17 protein-coding genes and 1 other RNA gene are annotated in these 18,074 nt (G+C 61.2%); 10 read left to right on the top strand and 8 right to left on the bottom strand.

Annotation, left to right across the window (positions count from 1 at the left end):
• Positions 1-3: 3 nt before the first annotated feature.
• The 4 genes from LJY18_RS09430 to LJY18_RS09415 are packed head-to-tail and all read left to right on the top strand — an operon-like array spanning position 4 to position 4,461.
• Positions 4-1,440 carry a CpaF family protein gene (locus LJY18_RS09430; RefSeq protein ID WP_238041549.1) on the top strand — a complete coding sequence of 479 codons (1,437 nt, stop codon included), beginning with the start codon at positions 4-6 and terminating at the stop codon, positions 1,438-1,440.
• Entirely contained in the window at positions 1,437-2,423 is a 987-nt protein-coding gene (locus tag LJY18_RS09425) for a type II secretion system F family protein (protein WP_238041548.1), read from the top strand. The genes LJY18_RS09430 and LJY18_RS09425 overlap by 4 nt, the downstream gene beginning before the upstream one ends.
• Positions 2,424-2,447: 24 nt before the next feature.
• The gene (locus LJY18_RS09420; RefSeq protein WP_238041547.1) at positions 2,448-3,416 is read left to right on the top strand and encodes a type II secretion system F family protein; all 969 of its coding nucleotides are present in this window, start codon (positions 2,448-2,450) and stop codon (positions 3,414-3,416) included.
• Between the two features lies 1 nt (position 3,417).
• A complete protein-coding gene (locus LJY18_RS09415; RefSeq protein WP_238041546.1) occupies positions 3,418-4,461 on the top strand; it encodes a tetratricopeptide repeat protein in 1,044 nt (347 codons plus the stop codon).
• A 229-nt stretch (positions 4,462-4,690) separates the two neighbouring features.
• On the opposite strand, the gene LJY18_RS09410 is transcribed toward LJY18_RS09415, so the two are convergent.
• Entirely contained in the window at positions 4,691-4,969 is a 279-nt protein-coding gene (locus tag LJY18_RS09410; protein ID WP_238041545.1) for an HU family DNA-binding protein, read from the bottom strand.
• 589 nt (positions 4,970-5,558) lie between these two features.
• On the opposite strand from LJY18_RS09410, the gene ffs reads away from it, so the two are divergent.
• The 3 genes from ffs to LJY18_RS09395 all read left to right on the top strand — a co-directional run bounded on the left by ffs (position 5,559) and on the right by LJY18_RS09395 (position 7,588).
• Positions 5,559-5,655: signal recognition particle sRNA small type (ffs, locus tag LJY18_RS09405), an RNA gene on the top strand.
• A 381-nt stretch (positions 5,656-6,036) separates the two neighbouring features.
• Positions 6,037-6,405: a DUF2784 domain-containing protein gene (locus LJY18_RS09400; RefSeq protein WP_238041544.1), complete on the top strand. Its 369-nt coding sequence runs from the start codon at positions 6,037-6,039 to the stop codon at positions 6,403-6,405.
• 373 nt (positions 6,406-6,778) lie between these two features.
• Complete coding sequence (locus tag LJY18_RS09395; RefSeq protein WP_238041543.1) at positions 6,779-7,588, top strand: SDR family oxidoreductase; 810 nt, start codon at positions 6,779-6,781, stop codon at positions 7,586-7,588.
• A gap of 65 nt (positions 7,589-7,653) precedes the next feature.
• On the opposite strand, the gene LJY18_RS09390 is transcribed toward LJY18_RS09395, so the two are convergent.
• From LJY18_RS09390 to LJY18_RS09380, 3 genes are all read right to left on the bottom strand, one after another.
• Complete coding sequence (locus tag LJY18_RS09390; protein WP_238041542.1) at positions 7,654-8,505, bottom strand: DMT family transporter; 852 nt, start codon at positions 8,503-8,505, stop codon at positions 7,654-7,656.
• On the bottom strand, positions 8,502-8,837 hold the full coding sequence (locus tag LJY18_RS09385; RefSeq protein WP_238041541.1) for a tRNA-binding protein: 336 nt from the start codon (positions 8,835-8,837) through the stop codon (positions 8,502-8,504). Before LJY18_RS09385 ends, LJY18_RS09390 begins: the two co-directional genes overlap by 4 nt.
• A gap of 80 nt (positions 8,838-8,917) precedes the next feature.
• Complete coding sequence (locus tag LJY18_RS09380) at positions 8,918-9,670, bottom strand: AraC family transcriptional regulator (RefSeq protein ID WP_238041540.1); 753 nt, start codon at positions 9,668-9,670, stop codon at positions 8,918-8,920.
• A gap of 334 nt (positions 9,671-10,004) precedes the next feature.
• On the opposite strand from LJY18_RS09380, the gene LJY18_RS09375 reads away from it, so the two are divergent.
• Together LJY18_RS09375 and LJY18_RS09370 are read left to right on the top strand one after the other, a co-directional pair.
• The gene (locus LJY18_RS09375) at positions 10,005-10,835 is read left to right on the top strand and encodes a UDP-2,3-diacylglucosamine diphosphatase (protein WP_238041539.1); all 831 of its coding nucleotides are present in this window, start codon (positions 10,005-10,007) and stop codon (positions 10,833-10,835) included.
• On the top strand, positions 10,832-11,869 hold the full coding sequence (locus tag LJY18_RS09370; RefSeq protein WP_238041538.1) for a glycosyltransferase family 4 protein: 1,038 nt from the start codon (positions 10,832-10,834) through the stop codon (positions 11,867-11,869). Before LJY18_RS09375 ends, LJY18_RS09370 begins: the two co-directional genes overlap by 4 nt.
• Before the next feature lie 67 nt (positions 11,870-11,936).
• Here the strand turns inward: LJY18_RS09370 and LJY18_RS09365 are convergent, their stop codons facing one another.
• On the bottom strand, positions 11,937-13,325 hold the full coding sequence (locus LJY18_RS09365) for an adenylate/guanylate cyclase domain-containing protein (protein ID WP_238041537.1): 1,389 nt from the start codon (positions 13,323-13,325) through the stop codon (positions 11,937-11,939).
• Positions 13,326-13,517: 192 nt separating this feature from the next.
• Positions 13,518-13,835: an Mpo1-like protein gene (locus tag LJY18_RS09360; RefSeq protein WP_238041536.1), complete on the bottom strand. Its 318-nt coding sequence runs from the start codon at positions 13,833-13,835 to the stop codon at positions 13,518-13,520.
• A 164-nt stretch (positions 13,836-13,999) separates the two neighbouring features.
• Here LJY18_RS09360 and LJY18_RS09355 point away from each other — a divergent pair, with 164 nt between their 5' ends.
• Positions 14,000-15,001 carry an AraC family transcriptional regulator gene (locus tag LJY18_RS09355; protein WP_238041535.1) on the top strand — a complete coding sequence of 334 codons (1,002 nt, stop codon included), beginning with the start codon at positions 14,000-14,002 and terminating at the stop codon, positions 14,999-15,001.
• Between the two features lie 17 nt (positions 15,002-15,018).
• Here LJY18_RS09355 and LJY18_RS09350 read toward each other — a convergent pair whose 3' ends face one another.
• Positions 15,019-16,473, bottom strand: a complete 1,455-nt coding sequence (locus LJY18_RS09350) for a TrkH family potassium uptake protein (RefSeq protein WP_238041534.1) — start codon at positions 16,471-16,473, stop codon at positions 15,019-15,021.
• Positions 16,474-16,566: 93 nt separating this feature from the next.
• Complete coding sequence (locus LJY18_RS09345) at positions 16,567-18,018, bottom strand: TrkH family potassium uptake protein (RefSeq protein ID WP_238041533.1); 1,452 nt, start codon at positions 18,016-18,018, stop codon at positions 16,567-16,569.
• Between the last annotated feature and the right edge of the window lie 56 nt (positions 18,019-18,074).

Below are 18,074 nucleotides of genomic sequence, written 5' to 3'. Positions count from 1 at the left end.
ATCATGCTCAGTGAATTTCGTAATCGCCTGCGTCAGCAACCGATCAAGGCTGTGGTTACGCCATCTGTCGAGAGCAAGACGCAGGGCGAGCCTGGCAAGGCAATGATGGCCTGGGAGCACATCACCCCAGCCGAACTCTACGAAACCAAGAGTCATCTCAACCCGGTAGAGACCGAGTGGCGGGAGAAGATCTACCAGCAGTTGCTCAAGGTCATGGATCTGTCGCTGCTCGATTCGCTGGAGCATGCCGATGCGGTGCGACAGATTCGTGAGATCTGCCAGCGCTTACTGGATGACCATAACGCACCAGTAAGCGCGACTACCCGCCAGTTGATCATCAAGCAGATTACCGACGAGGTACTCGGCCTCGGGCCGTTGGAACCATTACTGGCCGACAACAGTGTGTCCGACATCCTGGTCAACGGACATGACTCAGTCTACGTCGAACGCTTCGGCAAGCTGCAGCGCACCGATGTGCGCTTTCGCGACGATCAGCACCTGATGAACATCATCGACCGCATCGTTTCCAACCTTGGGCGGCGCATTGATGAGTCCTCGCCGTTGGTCGACGCACGCCTCAAGGACGGTTCGCGGGTGAATGCGATCATCCCGCCGCTGGCCATCGATGGTCCGAGCGTGTCAATTCGCCGCTTCGCCGTGGACTTGCTCAATACCGAGAGCCTGGTGCAGATGGGCACCCTGACCCCTGCGATCGCCCTGATGCTCAAGGCCATCGTGCGCGGGCGCCTGAATGTGTTGATCTCCGGCGGTACCGGCAGCGGCAAGACCACCATGCTCAATGTGCTGTCCAGTTTCATTCCGCATAACGAGCGAATCGTCACCATCGAGGACTCGGCCGAGCTTCAACTGCAGCAACCGCATGTGGTGCGCCTGGAAACCCGTCCATCGAACATTGAGGGGCGTGGCGAGGTGGGCCAGCGTGAGCTGGTGCGTAACAGCTTGCGCATGCGCCCAGATCGCATCGTCATCGGCGAGGTGCGTGGCGCCGAGGCATTGGACATGCTCACGGCGATGAATACCGGCCACGACGGTTCGCTGACCACCATTCACGCCAATACCGCCCGCGATGCCCTGGGTCGGATCGAGAACATGGTGTCGATGACCGGCGCGACCTTCCCGATCAAGGCGATGCGCCAGCAGATCGCCTCGGCCATCGATGTGGTGATCCAGCTCGAGCGTCAGGAGGATGGCAAACGGCGCCTGATCAGCGTGCAGGAGATCAATGGCATGGAGGGTGAGATCATCACCATGACTGAGATTTTCTCGTTCGTTCGTCGTGGTATGGGCGAGAACGGCGAAGTGCTCGGCGACTACCGGCCGACCGGCATGGTGCCGGCTTTCCGTGAGGTGATGAGCAAACGCGGCATCGAGTTGCCGCTCGAGATGTTTCGGCCGGAGTGGATGGAGGGACAGTCATGAACCAGATTCCCGGCGAGTTTATCCTGGCGTTCCTTGGCATGGTGTTCACCGCGGTGTTCCTGCTCAGCCAGGGGCTGGTGGTGCCGGTATTCGGCGAGGCGGGCAAAGTGCGCAAGCGCATTCGCGGGCGCCTGCATGTATTGGAGCGGGCCAGTAACCTGCCGAACATGCAGACGGTGCTGCGGCAGAAGTACCTCAAGCGCCTGTCGCCGCTGGAGGCCCGGCTCGAGCAGTTGCCGGCGATGGAGGCCCTGGCGCAGATGATCGATCAATCCGGACATGTCTACCGTGCTTATCGGGTGGTGCTGCTCGGGCTGATCCTCGGTGTGGTAACGGGCATCGCGTTGTGGCTATTCACTCAGACCTGGTGGCTGGCACTACCGCTGGCCCTGGGGGTGTGCTGGTTGCCGGTGCTCAAGGTCGCACGCGACCGTAGCAAGCGCTTCGCCCAGTTCGAGGAGGACTTGCCGGATGCCCTCGATGCGATGTGCCGCGCCCTGCGCGCCGGTCACCCGTTCAACGAGACCCTGCAACTGGTGGCCGAGGAGCACAAGGGGCCGGTGGCCCACGAGTTCGGCCTGACCTTCGCCGATATCAACTACGGCAACGACGTGCGCCGGGCCATGCTCGGTCTACTTGAGCGCATGCCGAGCATGACGGTGATGATGCTGGTGACCTCGGTGATGATCCACCGCGACACCGGCGGCAACCTGACCGAAGTGCTGGAACGCTTGAGCAGTCTGATCCGTGGGCGCTTCCGCTTTCAGCGCAAGGTCAAGACCTTGTCGGCCGAAGGGCGCATGTCCGGGTGGATATTGGTGGCTGTGCCTTTCGTATTGGCGGCGGCGATCGTGCTCACTAGTCCGACCTATTTGCCCCTGCTGATCAAGGATCCCCTTGGGCAGAAGATGGTGATGGCGGCCTTTGTCGCTATGCTGCTGGGAATTTTCTGGATTCGCAAGATCATCCGTATCCAGGTTTAACTGCAGGCAGAGGAGGTATAAGTCATGGACTATCTGCTGAGTTTGCTCAATCGCGTGGTGGGTAATGAGGAGTTGGCGCGGTTTTTGTTCGTCAGTGCCATTGGCTTGAGTGCGGTACTGGCTGTGGCCACCTTGGCAATACTGGTGCTGGGCTTGCGTGACCCGGTGCAGCGGCGCCTGACCCTGATCAAGCGCGGACATGCTGGCGTGGCGGTTGGCCAGGAGCCACCGAGCAATTTGCAATTGATGCTGGAACAGGTGGGCCAGCGCTTCAATACAGGCGAGGAGGGGCAGGAGTCGGCCACTCGCGCCTTGCTCACCCATGCCGGTTATCGCTCACCGGCGGCGGTACAGATCTACTGGGCCGTGCGTCTGCTGGCGCCGCTGGTACTGGTTGGCCTTACTCTGCTGGCATTGCCGCTGATTCCCAAGATGTCGCTGGCCGTGGGCATCCTGCTGGTGCTTGCGGCCGCCGCTGTCGGGTGGCTGGTGCCGGCCATCTATGTCGACAAGCGCAAACAAGCTCGCATGCGGCGGTTACTGGTTGCCTTTCCCGATGCCCTTGACTTGATGGTGGTCTGCGTGGAGTCGGGGCTGGCTTTGCCCCAGGCGATTGAGCGGGTGGCCGACGAAATGTCGGTCAGCCAGCCGGAGTTGGCGGTAGAGCTGGCCCTGGTCAACGCGGAGATCCGTGCCGGCATCCCCAGCACCGAGGCGCTCAAGCACCTGGCCGCGCGTACCGGTCTGGAAGACATTCGTGGACTGGTCAGTCTTCTGGCCCAGAGCATCCGCTTCGGCACCAGCGTGGCTGATACCCTGCGCATCTATGCTGAGGAATTCCGCGACCGGCGCACCCAGGCCGCCGAGGAGCAAGCGGCTAAAATCGGCACCAAGTTGGTATTCCCACTAATCTTGTGCCTGTGGCCAAGCTTTTTCCTGGTGGCCATCGGTCCTGCACTCATTGGGGTACTCAAAGTCTTCGGGAAGGTATGAAATGAAAAGGATCAGTCTGCTGTTGGCCATGACGGCCGTGCTGTCAGGATGTCAGACCATGGGGCCGGAGCCAGAGCTAAATACCCGCTCGGTTTATAGCGGCGACAATTCGTTGTTATATCAGGTACGCAAACAGGCCAGTTCGGCTGATCAGGCCATGCAGATGGCCGAGATGGCCTACCAGGCTGGCGACCTGGATCAGTCTCTGTACCAGTATCTGCGCGCCATCGAGCTGGAGCCGAAGCGCTACGAGGCCTTGGTCGGGGTCGGGCGTATCCACCGCGAGCGCGGAAATACTCAACTCGCCGCGATGGCCTTCGGCGAGGTACTGACGAACCAACCGGATAACCTCGACGCCTTGGCCGAGATGGGTATGCTGAATTTGGCCCAGCGTAACCACGCAGACGCGCAGAAGCTGCTGTTCAAGGCGGTGGCGCTGGACCAACGGCGCCTGGGTAATGACCAGGGCGATGATCTGCCGGAGGTGGCTGCACTCGGGGTGGACGGCCTCAAGGTGGATAGCAAGTCGCCGCTCAAGGTCTACAACGCCCTTGGCGTACTCGCCGACTTGAACAACGACTTCCCGTTGTCCGAGGCTTATTACCGCCTGGCTATGCAGATCGAGCCGCGCTCGGTGCTAGTGCAGAACAGCCTGGGTTATTCCTATTACATGGCCGGGCAGTGGCCCGAAGCCGAGCGCACCTACCAGCGCGGTATCGGTTACGACGCTCGCTACAAGCCGCTATGGCGCAACTATGGCTTGCTGCTGGCACGCATGGAGCGTTACGAGGAAGCGCTCTCCGCCTTCGAGCAGATTGGCAATCGTGCCCAGGCCAGTAACGATGTCGGTTACATCTGCCTGGTGGAAGGCAAGCTGGATGTCGCCGAGCAGTTCTTCCGCAGCGCGATCGAACAATCCCCCGCGCATTACGACATGGCCTGGGATAACCTCAACCGGGTTCAGCAGGTACGGCGGATTCGCCAAATGGGCGGCAACCCCAGCTCGACAGCTGCCCTCCCGCCACAAGAGCCGACGGTGCAGTAGTGAAGTAGGCGGAGCAGAACGTAGGGCGGTCCGGGCGGCGATCCGTTCGGAGCGTAGCGAACAGTCCGCCATTGAATGCCATCACCGCTCGCGGTGATGGCATTATTCTGTATGAGCCAACTGTGCATGGCTGCAAAGCCTGGAGGCTCCGCTCAGGTAAGGTTTCCGCTGTCGGCTATTGGTCTGGCAGCGCAGCGGAAGCCGATTTCAAGCTTGCTTCTGGTGTTGATCAGTTGATCGCGTCGGTCAGGGCTTTGGCCGGGACGTACTTGACTACTTTCTTCGCTGCGATTTCGATTGCCTTGCCGGTTTGCGGGTTGCGCCCGGTGCGGGCTGGGCGATCGCTGGTTTTCAACTTGCCGATGCCGGGCAGGGTGATTTCGCTGCCGTTTTCCAGGGCGTCGCTGACGATTTCGCTGAGATGTTCAAGCGCCGCTCGCACGGTGGCCTTCGGCGTGTCGATGGCTTCGGCGATATCGCTGATCAGTTGGTCTTTAGTCATGGCCATTGTTGTTGCTCCTTGGGATGAGAGGGTGACGCTGATAATGCCTCGCGCAGAGTACTGCGATTTTGTCTCGTCGACATTGATTCCAGGCAGATTCTGCAAACACCGTAGCTGTTTCTGACTTGCGACCGTGCCGGAAATTCCGCGCTTGTACCGGTTTGTCATGCAGCGACGTATTTCGAGCGGAGTATGGAGGTCTTGATCCACCTACTCGATGCATGAATTCATGACTGAACTCATCGCCAAAATTAACTGCTGTGATTTGTTTTTACGGGGTGCATTGGGCTGCGCTTAGGCGTTCTGCTAATCGGCTGTTGCGAAGCACTCAGGCCTATAGCGGCTAGCAGGGGTATGTTTTCGTTGCGGAGTGCAGCGTGCCTGGCATAGCCCCTGCTGAGTGCTTTGAACAATGACATGCAGCTAATGCGGAAAACACTAGTGTTTTGGCGCAGCTGGTTGGACGTTTGCAGGTTTGATCCTCAATGTGGCAATAGCGCAAAAATAGGGCTAAGTGTTTGAAGCAGTTGTAAGTTCTAGACAAGCCGGTACAATGGCCCCGCTCGCTGCAAGGCGAGTAGCGTTATGGTGGCCCTGCCGGTCCCCCCGCAACGATCAACCGTGAACCCGGTCAGGCCTGGAAGGGAGCAGCCGCAGCGGTGACATTGTGTGCCGGGGTGTGGCTGGTGGGGTCGCCTCCATTTCTAAACCCGTTCGGGTTGTCTGTTAATCCTTATCTGTTTATCTGAAGCCTCTAACGGCTCGTTGAAAATTCAGCTCCAGCGGCACCAAGCCGGCAGGTGTGACATTTTTAAGCGTCCAGAACTGGCGTAATCTATCGGCTGCCATATTTCGGCGTTTCGCTAATTCCTGCGCGGATTGAGCTCATTTCGCCGTTCTCTTGGCATGGATTGACCTATTCGGCGGCGATCCCTATGTCCGCCATCAGTGCGCAACGGGCACTTAGCCATTTTTGAATGCCGGCTTTAATCGTGATGAGCCCGGGCTGTCGCTCGATGGTTGCGTCGAGGTTATCCTGACATACGTTCATTACGTTCCAGGTAGGGGGATCCATGCTCCTGCGTCTGGCTGCAGATGCCGTGTTACTGCTGCATCTGCTGTTCATTGCCTTCGCGCTACTCGGTGGTTTGCTGGTGTTGCGCTGGCACTGGCTTGCTTGGCTGCATCTACCCGCTGTGTTCTGGGCGGTGACGGTCGAAGCATTGCAGCTGGTATGCCCACTGACGCTTGTTGAAAACGACTTGCGTCATGCCGCGGGGCAAGCGGGTTACAGCACGGGTTTTATCGAACACTATCTGCTGCCGATTATCTACCCGGCCGGGCTTACACCCGCTATTCAGCTGTGGCTGGCAGCGTTCGTGCTGTCGCTGAATCTGCTGATTTATGGCTTGTTACTCTGGCGTTGGCGGCGTGTGCGTTGAGCGGTTATGAAAAACTCTCGCCTTCTGCAAGTGCCTCCAGACGTCCAACGTTCCGACCCATTACGTCGAGCGCTCGCACCGGTTGATCGGTGCGGTAAACCTGTGGCGGGCTGACGCTTCGCTCCAAACGAAACGCCGGCCGGGCCTCCCGACACTCCTAGCGGCGCGCTGCTGCGCCTTGCCGCCATGTCGCTAGATATTTTCACACGCCCAGAGTTGGCAAAGCCGCTGCCTGATACTGCCAGTGGCGGGTGGCAGTGGCGGCAGTTTGCCTTGGACATTCAGCTGCATGATGGTGCGCGGGGCTGAATATTTCCTTGGCTACACTGCGCCTTGTCTTCTCTTTCATCGCACAACACAAGGCGACTTCCATATGCAAAATCGTATGATGATTACCGGCGCAGGTTCGGGGTTGGGTCGGGAAATCGCCCTGCGCTGGGCGCGCGAGGGCTGGCGCCTGGCGCTCGCCGATGTCAACGAGGCAGGTCTCGCCGAGACCCTGCAATTGATCCGCGCAGCCGGTGGCGATGGTTTCACCCAACGCTGCGACGTGCGTGATTACAGTCAGCTGACCGCTCTGGCACAAGCCTGCGAGGAAAAGTTCGGTGGCATCGATGTGATCGTCAATAACGCCGGTGTGGCTGCAGGCGGTTTCTTCGACGAGCTGTCGCTGGAGGATTGGGATTGGCAGATCGCGATCAACCTGATGGGTGTGGTCAAGGGCTGCAAGGCGTTCCTGCCCTTGCTCGAGCGCAGCAAGGGCAAGATCGTCAACATCGCGTCGATGGCGGCCCTGATGCAAGGCCCGGCGATGAGCAACTACAACGTGGCCAAGGCCGGCGTCGTGGCGCTGTCGGAAAGCCTGCTGATCGAATTGAAACAACAGGAAGTCGGGGTGCATGTGGTTTGCCCGTCGTTCTTCCAGACCAACCTGCTTGACTCTTTCCGTGGTCCGACGCCAGCGATGAAGGACCAGGTCGGCAAATTGCTGGAAAGCTCGCCGATCAGCGCCGCGGACATCGCCGACTACATCTATGACGAGATGGCCAAGGGCGAGTTCATGATCCTGCCCCATGAGCAGGGGCGCATGGCTTGGGAGTTGAAGCAGAAGAACCCACAGCTGCTGTATGACGAAATGACCCGCATGGCCGACAAGATGCGCGCCAAGGTCAAGCAGGCGTAATCCAGCCTCGGCTGCGGCCAGACTGGCGAGGGTTCCCTTCTTTGCCAGCTGGGCCAGTCGGCTCTTCAGCGCGCCATGCGCGCCGAGAAGAAAATCGCCAGGATGATCAGCGTGCCGCCGAGCAGCATGCGCAGGGTGGGGATTTCATTGAACAGCCACCAGGCGAAGGCGATGCCGTAGACCGGCTCCAGGGCGAAGATCACCGCGGCGCTGCGCGCCTTGATCACGCGCAGGCTGGCGACGAACAGGCTGTGCGCCAAGCCGGTACAGAACACCCCGAGCAAGGCCAACCAGAACCAGTCGAGCAGCGCCAGACTGGGCAGCAAGGGCCAGGCGAAAGGCATGAAGCACAGCAGCACTGTGAGGTTCTGGCAGAGTGCGGCCTGCACCGGGTCCAGGCCGCGAGTGCTGGCGCGGTTGAGCAGCGACAGCAAGGCGAACAGCAAACCCGACAGCACCGCCCAGAGCAGTCCGACGGTCGCCTGGTTGCCGAGGTCGAAATTCGGCGTGACCAGGATCAATCCCAGACAGACCACCGCGACCATGGCGAATTCGCTGGGCCGCGTGCGTTCGCGAAACAGCAGACCTTCCAGCAGTACGGTAAACGCCGGGAAACTGGCGAAGCCGAGGGTGGCGATGGCCACGCCGGAAACCTTCACCGCCTCGAAGAAGGTCAGCCAATGGCTGCCGAGCAACAAGCCACCCAGTGCCAGCATTGCCAGTTGCCGTGCGCTTGGCCGTTGGCTGTTGTCCTGGCTGAGGAGGCGGGCGAACAGGGCCAGTGCGATGACGGCGAAGATTGCCCGACCGCCGACGATGGCCATGGGTACGGTATTGGCCAGTTTGCCGAAAATCCCCGACAGGCCGAACAGCAGGGCGCCCAGGTGAATCGCCAGCAGTGCCTTGCGCTCGGTCATGCCAGGCGCGCCCCATTGGGCAGCGGTTTGTCGAAGCTGGCCAGTACCACCTTGTTGTCGGCGTCATAGACGCCGGTGACCAGCACCTCGGAGCGGATGCCGGCGATGCGTTTGGGGGCGAAATTACACACGCAGAGCACCTGGCGGCCAACCAGCTCGGCACAGGGGTAGTGCTCGGTGAGTTGCGCGCTGGAGGTTTTCACCCCGAGTTCGCCGAGGTCGACCCGCAGCACATAGGCCGGTTTGCGGGCTTTGTCGTTCGGCTCGGCGGACAGCACCGTGCCCACGCGCAATTCCACCCGTTGAAAGTCTGCCCATTCGATCTGCTGCATAACGCCTCCCTGTCCAGTGCAGACAAGTCTAGGGAGAGAAGCGTGCCTTGTCTGTCGCAGGAGTCGCGGGCTTTGTCGCGTTACTCGTGTCGCTGGCGCAACGCGCGCGGGGTGCAGCCGAACTGGCGCAATAGCGCCGCGGTAAAGGCGCTTTGTGAGCTGTAGCCGACGCGGGCAGCGATCTCGCCGACGGCCAGCTGGCTGGTGCACAACAACTGTCGGCCCTGGTGCAGGCGCCGGCTGCGCACATAGGCCATGGGCGTCTGGCCCGTCTCGTCAAGAAAGCGCGCATGAAAACGCGCCGGCGACAAACCGGCCAACCGCGCCAGGTCGCCAACCTGCAGCGGGTAGGCGGCATGCCGGTCGATATGCGCGTCAAGGGCTGCCAGCGGCAAACCCTGCGCACCCGGCAGCTCGATGCGCTCGCTCGCCAGGCTGGCGAGCAACAGGGCTGCGCCTTGCTCGGCAATCACCGGGTCTTTGATCGGGCTGGCCGCAAGCCAACCGACCAGCTGGCTTTGCGCCGGGTTGAGACTCAGGGCGCCGGGACGGTCGAGCAGACGGCGGCTGGCATCGGCATGCATGCCCAGGTGCTGTTGCAGCCAGTGCTCGGAGGGCACGTCGAGCACCAGGCACTGGCTGCCGCGGCTGCTGCCACAGGCGTGTTGCGCAGCCGCTGGCACCACGGCGAGAGTCTGGCGGATCACCTGGCTGCCCAGCCCGGCCACTTCGAAGTCCAGCTGGCCGCTCAGGCCGAAGACCAGTTGGGCATGGGCATGGCTGTGGTTGAGCAGTTCATGGCTGTAGTGACGCAAAGAGAGCAGCGACGGCATGGCAGGGTCCTCGTGACAGGCGGCCAGTTTAGCAGGCAGTTGAAAAACTACCTGCGTTGACAATACTGCGTTAAAAACGGCCTCGGCAAGCCGCTTGCGGCTAACGCGCTTCAGCGCGGCCCGTAGGGCGAGTGAAGCGAGTAATGCTCATTTACAGCCAGTAAACTCCGCTTCCTCGGCCGTTTTTGCCTTGTCTTGCCTGCCTCGCCTACATTTTTCAACAGCCTGCTAGCAGAGGGTCGTGGTGGGGCGCTGTCACTAAACTGCCATGGCCTCGTCACAGATGTTTCACCACCGGCGCGCAAGCTCGGCAAAACCCAGCCGGAGGCCGCCCATGACCAGCGCCCAGCTCGCCAAGCCGAGTCGCAAGCAACGAGTCCGCACCCTGTGGATTTCCGACGTCCACCTAGGCACCCGGGATTGCCAGGCCGAGCATTTGGCGGCGTTCCTCAAGCGCTATCACACCGACCGGATCTACCTGGTGGGCGACATCATCGACGGCTGGAGGCTGCGTAGCGGGATCTACTGGCCGCAGGCGCACAGCAACGTGATCCGTCGCCTGCTGACCATGAGCAAGCGCGGCACCGAGGTGATCTATGTCACCGGCAATCACGACGAGTTCCTGCGCCGTTATTCGTCGCTGCTGCTGGGCAATATCCAGTTGGTCGACGAGGCCGAGCACATCACCGCCGATGGCCGCCGTTTGCTGGTGATCCATGGTGACCAGTTCGATGTGATCACCCGTTACCACCGCTGGCTGGCATTTCTCGGCGACTCGGCCTACGAGATCACCCTGACCCTCAACCGCTGGCTCAATCATTGGCGCAGCCGTTATGGCTACGGTTATTGGTCGCTGTCGGCCTACCTCAAGCACAAGGTCAAGGGGGCGGTGAACTTCATCAGCGACTTCGAACAGGCGATCGTGCACGAATGCGTCAAGCGTGGTTTCAATGGTGTGGTCTGCGGGCATATTCACCACGCCGAGATCCGGCCGATGGGTGAAGTTGACTACATGAACTGCGGCGACTGGGTCGAGTCCTGCACGGCCCTGATCGAACACCTGGATGGACGCATCGAGCTGTATCGGCTGGCCGACGATCAGCTACGGCAAGCTCAGGCTCAGGCTCAGGTCGAGCCGGTGGCTGCAGGCGAGCCAGTTGCATGAGGATATTGATCGTCTCGGATGCCTGGCTGCCGCAGGTCAACGGTGTGGTCACCAGTTTGCAGGCACTGGTTGGCGAGCTGCGTGACCTGGGCCATCAGGTGAAATTGCTGGCGCCGCAAGATTTTCGTCACTGGCCTTGCCCGACCTACCCGGAGATTCCGCTGACATGGAACCTCTGGCGGGTCGGTCCGGCGATCCGCGAGTTTCAGCCCGACTGCGTCCATCTGGCCACCGAAGGTCCGCTTGGTTGGGCCGCCAGACGCTGGTTGTGCAAGCGCGGCCTGGCGTTTTCCAGTGCCATTCATACGCGCTTTCCCGAGTACGTCCATGGCCGTTGGCCCTGGTTGCCGCTGCGCTGGGGTTATGCCTACCTGCGCGCCTTCCATCGCCCGAGCGAGGCGGTGCTGGTGACCACCGAACGGCTGCGTACGGAGTTTTCCGGCTGGGGCCTGCAGCGTCTGGCGCTGTGGCGCAAGGGCGTCGATACGCGGTTGTTTCAGCCGCAGGTGCCGCTGCTCGGGGCGCTCAAACCGGTGTTCCTGTGCGTCGGACGGATCGCCGCGGAAAAGAACCTGCAGGCCTTTCTCGACCTCGAGTTGCCCGGTGAGAAGCGGGTGGTCGGTGACGGTCCGCTGCGCGAAGCCTTGCAGGCGCGTTATCCGGCGGTGAAATTTCTCGGCTATCGGCATGGCGAAGAGTTGGCCGAGGCCTATCGTAAGGCCAGCGTGCTGGTATTTCCCTCGCGTACCGATACCTATGGCCTGGTAATGCTCGAGGCGCTGGCCTGCGGCACGCCGGTGGCGGCCTTCCCGGTGCCCGGCCCGCTGGATGTGCTGGAGGCGGGCGTCAACGGGGTGATGAGCGAGGATTTGCGGGCGGCTTGCCTGGCGGCACTTGAGCTCGACAGGACGCGCTGCGCCGAGTTGGCTGCAGGGCAGTCCTGGCGGGTATCGGCGCTGGAGTTCCTGGCCTGCCAGCCCTTGCTCGATGGTGAGCCGTGCGCCGCTCGGACGTTGGCGATAAGCCAGGATTAAGTGGCGGTGGCTAACCGGGTGGAGGGCGCCGTGCGCACCCCGTCCCGGCAACGCGAACCGGCCTGGCTTACATGATCACCTTGTCGCGCAATTTCTCGGCCGCCTGCTGCAGCGCCTGGATCACCCGTTGCTTGTCGAAGTTCTGGATGCCGTTGGTGTCCAGGTACATGGAGAAGCCGGGCAACTCATGCTCGACATAGCTGGAGGTGGCACCCAGGTCGCGGCGGAAATCCACCACCTGGTAGATCTGTACCGGGCGGGTAAACCCCTTGACGTTGATCTGGCCCTTGTCGCGGCACATGATCAGGTCCTTGACCAGCGAGTAGGTCTCGTGGGAGATGAGGATCTCGCCGGCTTCTGCCGCGCTTTCCAGGCGGCTGGCGAGGTTCACGTCACGGCCGATGATGGTGTAGTCCATGCGCGTGTCGGCGCCGAAATTGCCCACCGTGCAGTAGCCGGTGTTCAGGCCCATGCGGATTTCCAGGGGTTTGGTAATGCCCTGGGCGCGCCACTGCTGGCGCATCACTTTCATGTGTTTGCGCATGGCCACGGCCATCGATACGGCGGCCATGGCGTCATGCTTGGCACCTTTGCTCGCCGGGTCACCGAAGAACACCATGACACTGTCGCCGATGAACTTGTCGATGGTGCCGCCGTATTTCAGGCAGATCTTCGACATCTCGTTGAGGTAGCTGTTGAGCAGGTCGGTCAGGGCCTCGGCTTCGAGTTCCTCGGACAGTTCGGTGAAGCCCTTGATGTCGGAGAAGAACACCGTGAGTTTCTTGCGCTGGGTCTCCAGGCGCACGCTCTTCTTGCCGGTGAAGATCGACTCCCATACCTGCGGTGACAGGTACTTGGCCAGGTTGCGTGCCAGGCGGGCGGCTTTTTCCTGTTCGCGTTTGATATCGCTGCGCATCTGGGCCAGACGCAAACCTTGCTGATGCATGAAATAAGCGGTGATGCAGATGTACAGGATGCTGAAGGTGATACTCACTAGGGCGACCAGGGCCGGGGTGTCGGGGTTGAATTTCAGCTCGATCAGCGCCGCGTTGAGCAGCATGCTGCTGACCGCGACCAGCATGGCCAGGGCCAGGTAGCGCAGGCCACCGACCACCATCGAGCTGAAGGCCAGAATCAACAGGCACATCAGGCTGGGTACGACCGAGAAACTGAGCAGGACGAGTGCTGCGCCACAATGCAGGGCGTCGATGAACAGCAGGGTCAGGCTGGCGATTTGCGGATGATCACGCTTGAAGCGTTGGCCCAAGTGGTGGGCCAGATGCGGATAGAGCAGGGCATACGGCACTATCCACAGAATGTCGTAGCCGAAATGCTGGGTGTAGGTGCCGGCAGCGATGCTCGCGGCCACGGCAATGTAGGCCAGGATGCGCGAGTAATATTCGCGCAGTGGTGGCGCCGGCAGTGCGTGGAGCCGGTTCTGGGTAGTGGCATTCATGCTGTGAAAACGATCCCTGCTGATTATCCGACGCCTCTGCTGGACGTCTAAGTAGCGCGGCTAGCGCTGAACCAGGATTGCGACAGAGCGGGGATCATAACCAAGCGAGGATGCGCGAGCCAAGCACCACTGCTCAACGGTGAGAAGATGTCGGCCAGCGGGTGTCTTCGGTGCAGCCAGAAAGCTGGTGGGTCAGAATTTAATACGTCCGGTAAAGGCATCCTTGAGCATGACCCAGTCACCCATGAAGCTGTACAGCGGGTATTGGAAGGTGGCCGGGCGATTTTTTTCGAAGACGAAGTGACCCACCCAGGCAAAGCCATACCCGGCGACGGGTATCGTCAGCAGCCACAGCCACTGTTGTGTGCCCAGGGCGTAGGCGAGAATGCCCAGCACCAGCAGGCTGCCGACATAATGCAGGCGGCGGCAGACCGAGTTGCTGTGTTCTTGCAGGTAATAGGGGTAGAACTCGGCGAAGCTGGTGTAGCGATCGCTGGTTTGCGTAGCCATGGTTTGCCTCCTGGTCGTGATCTGGCCGCACTGGAGGGCAGCGGCGGCCGAGTGTTGGCAGTCTAGGCTTGCTGTCCTGTTGGGCCAGTGACATTAAGTGCCAGTTTAGTATCCTGCCAGGCCGCCAGGAGCGACTTTCAGATGACTCAAACAAGAATAACGTCATGAGCGAACGCACCACCTCGTCGAATTGGGCTCTGGGCATCGTCCAGGCCCTGGAAATGGGCGGCGTCGACTGCCGCGCGATATTTCGCCAGCTGGGGCTGGATTACGCCGCGCTGGAGGATCCGGATGCACGCTTTTCCCAGGACGGCATGACGCGCCTGTGGCTGCGCGCGGTGGAGCTGTCGGGCAATCCGGCGATTGGCCTGAACATGGCCAAGGTGGTGCGCCCAGCTTCATTTCATGTGGTCGGGTACGCCTTGATGTCCAGTCGCACCTTGACCGAGGGGCTGGCGCGTCTGGTGCGTTATCAGCGGATCATTGCCGAGGGCGCTGACCTCAGTTTCCGTCCCACGGCCAAGGGTTATGAACTGATCCTGGCGATTCATGGCGACCGCCTGCCGCCGGCCCGGCAGAGCGCCGAGGCCTCGATGGCCTATGCCTTGGCCTTTTGCCGCTGGCTGACCGGTCAGCCGATTCGTCCGCAGCAGGCGCTTTTTCAAGGCGATCCACCGGCGGATCTAGTGCCCTTTCAGCAGGTATTTCAGGCGCCGCTGAAGTTCAACGCCGGGCACTACGCGCTGCTGTTCGAACGGGCCGACATGGATCGGCCATTACCGACGGCCAATGAATCGCTGGCCCAGTTGCACGACAGGTTTGCCGGCGAATACCTGGCGCGCTTCTCGGAAAGTCGCGTCAGTCACCAGGCCAGGCAAGTGCTGTGCCGCCTGCTACCTCAGGGTGAGCCCAAGCGCGAGACGGTGGCGCAGGCGCTGCATGTGTCGCAACGGACCTTGCAGCGGCGCCTGCAGGACGAAGGGACGAGTTTCCAGCGGCTGCTCGATGACACCCGTCGCGAGTTGGCCGAACAGTACCTGGCCCAGCCCAACCTGACCCTGCTGGAAGTGGCCTATCTGCTCGGCTTTGCCGATCCGAGCAATTTCTTCCGCGCGTTCCGTCGCTGGTTCGACATCACCCCGGGCGAGTATCGCGCGCGCTTGTAGGTTGGCGCCGGGCTACCTCAGTGCCTCCAGAATGCCGGCATCAGCAGCACCAGCACGGTAAGGATTTCCAGGCGTCCGAGCAGCATGCCGACAGTCAACAGCCACTTGGCCGTGTCAGGCAGACTCGAGAAGTTACCGGCTGGACCGATGACCGGGCCCATCCCTGGGCCGACACCGGATACGGTACTGGCGGCGCCGCTGAGCGCGGTGATCCAGTCCAGGCCGCAGAGTGACAGGGCCAGCGCCAACAGGGCGATGGTGATGGTGAAGAAAAACGAAAAAGTCAGGATTGAACGGACGATGTCCTCGTCCAGGCGGTGCTGGTTGTATTGCTGCTTGATGACCGCGCGTGGGTGCACCAGTTGCAGCAGGTTGGCCTTGAGTAGGATATAGGCGACCTGAAAGCGGAAAATCTTCAGGCCGCCGGCGGTCGAGCCGGAGCAGCCACCGATAAAGCCCAGGTAGAAGAACAGCATGCCGGCGAAGCCACCCCACAGGGTGTAGTCGCCCAGGGCGAAGCCGGTGGTGGTCATGATCGAGGTGGTGTTCACTGCCACGTGACGTACCGCCTCCAGCCAATGCAGTTCGGTAGTCAGGCTGTACCAGGTGCCGAGTACCAGCCAGGTACTCAGCAAGATGGCAAGAAAACCGCGTACCTGCTGATCGCGCATTAGCGCCAGCAAGTTGCCGCGCAGCATCGACACGTAAAGGACGAACGGCAGGCTGCCGAGAATCATCACCACCACGCTCACCCAGTGCACCGCCGGCTGCGACCACTTGCCAATAGAGCTGTCCGAGGTGGAGAAACCGCCGGTGGCGATCGCCGACATGGTGTGGTTAATGGCATCGAATACGCCCATGCCGGCGGCCCAGAACGCCAGAAAACTCAGCAGGCTGATACCCACGTAGGCCGCGACCATGAACTTGGCGACCATGTGCGAGCGCGGCATAACCTTGTCCGAGCGATCCGACGACTCGGTTTGGAACAGGCGCATGCCACCGATGCGCAGCATCGGCAGGATCGCCACGGCCATGGCGATGAAGCCGATACCGCCGAGCCAGTGCAGCAGCGAGCGCCAGATCAGGATGCCCGGCGACATGCTGTCCAGACCGCTGAGCACCGTGGCGCCGGTGGCGGTGATGCCGGACATGCTCTCGAAGAAGGCGTCGGCGAGGCCCATGTGCTGGGCCAGCATGAACGGTAGCGAGGCGAAGATGCAGACCAGCAGCCAGCTCGACACCGTGAGCATGTACATGTCGCGTGGTCGCAGTTCGACGCCTTTCGGGTGGCCCTGGGCAACCATGGACAGCCCGGCGACGAAGGTAATCAGGCTCGACCAGAGATAGGCATTGAGTTCATGAGCGCGCTCAAAGATCACCAGGGTGAGCATCGGCACCACCATGCTCACCGCCAGGGTGATCAGGAAAATACCGTTGATGAAGGCAATGATGCGTAGGGTCGGCAAGGCCATCTAGTCAGCTTCCAAGCAAATCAAGCAAATAATGACGTCATTCTAGGTGGGGCTGCCAGCAAAGCGCCGAGTCATCGGCAGCCTTGCCGGTGTTCAGTGTCTCCAGAACGCCCGGGTGACCAGCACCAGCACGGTAAGAATTTCCAGGCGACCGAGCAGCATGCCGAGGGTCAGCAGCCATTTGGCCGCATCCGGCAGGCTGGAGAAGTTCCCCGCCGGGCCGATGATCGGGCCAAGTCCCGGGCCGACATTGCAGACGGCGGTGGCCGCTGCCGTCAGCGCGGTTACCCAGTCCAGTCCAATCAGCGACAACCCCAGGGCGATCAGGCCGATGGTGATGGTAAAGAAGAACGAGAAGGTGAGGATCGAGCGGACGATATCCTCATCGAGGTTGTGACCGTTGTAGCTCTGCTTGATCACCGCGCGCGGGTGGACCAGCTGGTTGAGGCCACTGCGTAGCAGGGTATAGGCCACCTGAAAGCGGAAGATCTTCAGGCCGCCCGAAGTTGAGCCGGAGCAACCGCCGACGAAGGTCAGGTAGAAGAACACCATCACGGCGAAGTCGCCCCAGAGGCTGTAATCGCCGAGTGCAAAGCCGGTGGTGGTAACCACCGAAACCACGTTAAGGGTGACGATGCGCAGGGCGTCGAAATAGGCGTACTCGGAGTGCAGCCAGAGCCACAGGCTGAATAGCAGGCAGATGAAGGCCAGCATCGAGACAAAACCGCGCACTTGCTGGTCCTTGAACAGGGCCCGGCGATTGCCGCGGATGGTGGCGACGAACAGGGTGAAGGGCAAGCCCCCGAGCAGCATCAATACGATCGCCACCCAGTGCGAAGCTGGGCCGAAGTGGGCCATGGAGCTGTCGGAGGTGGAGTAGCCGCCGGTGGAAATCGAGGTCATCGCATGGTTGACCGCCTCGAACCAGCTCATGCCTGACAGCCAGTACGCCAGGGCGCCAGCCAGGGTTATGCCGACGAAAATAGCAATGATGTACTTGGCCGCCATGTGCGAGCGTGGCATGACCTTCTCGCCCCAGTCCGATGACTCGCTCTGGAACAGGCGCATGCCACCCACGCGCAACAGCGGCAGAATCGCCACGGCCATGCCGATAAAACCGATGCCGCCCAGCCACTGCAGCAGCGAACGCCAGATCAACAGCCCTGGCGAGGCGCTGTCGAGTCCGGTCAGTACGGTGGAGCCGGTGGTGGTGATGCCCGACATGGTTTCGAAGAAGGCGTCGGTGTAGCTGATGTGCTGAATCTGCATCATCGGCAGGGCGGCGAAGATGCATACCACCAGCCAGCTGGCGGTGGTCAGCATGTACATGTCGCGTGGGCGCAGTTGGGCGTTGGCCGGGCGCCCGGTCAACACCAGGGCGAGGCCGCTGGCAAAGGTGATCAGGCTCGACCAGAGAAAGGCATCGAGATCATCGGTGCGCTCGAATATCAGTAGCGTCAGCATGGGAATGGTCATGCTGACGGCCAGGGTAATCAGAAAAATGCCGAGGATGAAACCGATAATGCGCAGCGTCGGCAAGGCCATGAGATGAGGCTCGGATTGAGTGCGGCAAAGGGCGCCATTCTACTCGTGCCGCAAGG

The sequence above is a fragment of the Pseudomonas sp. MMS21 TM103 genome (genome assembly GCF_022132145.1).
In the GTDB taxonomy this organism is placed as follows: domain Bacteria; phylum Pseudomonadota; class Gammaproteobacteria; order Pseudomonadales; family Pseudomonadaceae; genus Aquipseudomonas.
The sequence above is the reverse complement of the archived record's forward strand: the minus strand, read 5'-3'. Positions and strand labels throughout refer to the sequence as shown.